Genomic DNA, 1,736 nt, shown 5'->3' with positions numbered 1-1,736 from the left:
CCGGACGGTGGGGGTTTCCCGGGGGAAAGATCGAGTTCGGCGAGACGATTGACCAGGCTGCGATTCGTGAGTTAGCCGAGGAGACCGCGATCACGGCCGAAGCGATGTGCATCGTCACGTCGGTCGACGCATTCGGCTTCGATGAACGTGGTGTTGTGACCAGTCATTTCGTTCTAATCGCGGTGCTGTGCCGCTGGCTTTCAGGATCTCTACTTGCCGGTGATGACGCGTTAGAGGCGCGCTGGTACGGACTCGACGAGGTCGACGAGACGCAGCTGGACTTGAGCAAGGACGTCGCCGAGGTTGCTGAACTTGCCGCCAGGATCTACGGGAATGAGAGCGGCACGTGATGCTCACCAACATGACAACCCTGTCTGGAACGGACGCAGCCTGAGCGCCAGGCCCGGCCGATCCTTGCGCGAACCACAATCCGGGCCATCGTGCTGGGGCCTAGGCGCATGGCTGTTGAGAATTGCCCCATGAGACTAGGTACGCTGGCGTTCGACACGGGGTGCCCGCCAGGGCTGAGATCACACCCGAAGAACCTGATCGAGTTCGGACTCGCGGAGGAATGTCGACGCTAAGCACTGCGTTGCAGTCGCTTTGGGACAATTTTGCGCGTTCGCTCCTCGTGCGGTTCAGGGATACCGGAAACGAGGCTGGGACTGATGATCGCAAATGTTCTATCGATTGCCGGAACGGACCCGAGTGGTGGCGCGGGTATTCAGGCGGACCTGAAGACGTTTTCTGCTCTCGGCGTTTACGGCATGAGTGCGATCACCGCGGTGGTCGCCCAGAACACGCAGGGCGTGCGGAGATTCGTTGCGCTCGAGCCGGCCTTCGTCGCGGATCAGCTCGCCGCGGTGTTCGACGATGTGCGTGTCGATGCGGTCAAGATCGGTATGGTCGCCAACGCTGGGATCGCTTTGAGTATCGCTGGAGCATTGGATGCGCATCCGCGTTGTCCCGTAGTGCTTGATCCGGTGATGGTCGCCAAGAGTGGCGACTATCTGCTCGCCCCGGACGCCGTCTCCGCGGTCCGTGACTTATTGGTCCCGCGAGCGACGATTCTCACCCCCAATCTCCCTGAGGCTGCGGTCCTGACCGGGGCTTCCGATGCGATCGCAGATGTCGACCAGATGCGTGAGCTTTTGCCGGCCCTGCGTACGCTCGGAGCGCCCTGGGTGCTCCTCAAAGGCGGGCATCTGCCAGGAGGAACGAGCGTGGACATCCTCACCGGCGCGACCACGGTGGAGCTATCCGCGGCCCGTGTGGACACCAACAGTGACCACGGCACCGGTTGCACCTTATCTGCCGCTATCGCCGCGCTAGTACCGCATAACGACGTCGTCACGAGCGTGCGCCTTGCTAAGGACTACCTCACAGGGTCCCTTCAGCACGCCGACGAGCTCGATGTCGGTTCCGGCCACGGACCCGTGCACCACTTCCACGCGCTGTGGAGTGCACCGGCTATGCGCGGCGAGCGCAGATAGGGTCTTTTCTACTTGTCATAAGGCCCGGTTATCGGTGCCGGCACGAGTGGCGCTTCGGCTTCGGCTTTCAGCAGGTGCGTGGGAACTGTTGGACCCCTCTATGGCATTGCATGGCGATAGGAACTCTCGCCCGCAGTGTGTTCTGAAGCCTCGCGCCGAGGGTTGCCCGAGACCCGCAGCCCAAGGGAATGGTCAACCGCTTTGTCAACTGAGGCGGCGGGCCAGCTCCGTGATGTCCGTGAC

The 1,736-nt window shown here is 62.2% G+C and carries 2 protein-coding genes and 1 riboswitch; both genes read left to right on the top strand.

From position 1 onward, the window contains the following. Nucleotides 1-350: NUDIX hydrolase (locus tag H483_RS28405; RefSeq protein WP_017836691.1), on the top strand; the 350-nt coding region annotated here is incomplete at its 5' end. 147 nt (nucleotides 351-497) lie between these two features. Beyond that, a riboswitch (TPP riboswitch) is annotated at nucleotides 498-589 on the top strand. 79 nt (nucleotides 590-668) lie between these two features. After that, nucleotides 669-1,493, top strand: a complete 825-nt coding sequence (thiD, locus tag H483_RS28400) for a bifunctional hydroxymethylpyrimidine kinase/phosphomethylpyrimidine kinase (protein ID WP_017836690.1) — start codon at nucleotides 669-671, stop codon at nucleotides 1,491-1,493. Nucleotides 1,494-1,736 lie beyond the last annotated feature (243 nt).

It is taken from the genome of Dietzia sp. UCD-THP, from assembly GCF_000349585.1.
Taxonomy (GTDB): Bacteria; Actinomycetota; Actinomycetes; order Mycobacteriales; family Mycobacteriaceae; genus Dietzia; species Dietzia natronolimnaea_A.
This window is presented reverse-complemented; position numbering and strand designations above follow the sequence as displayed.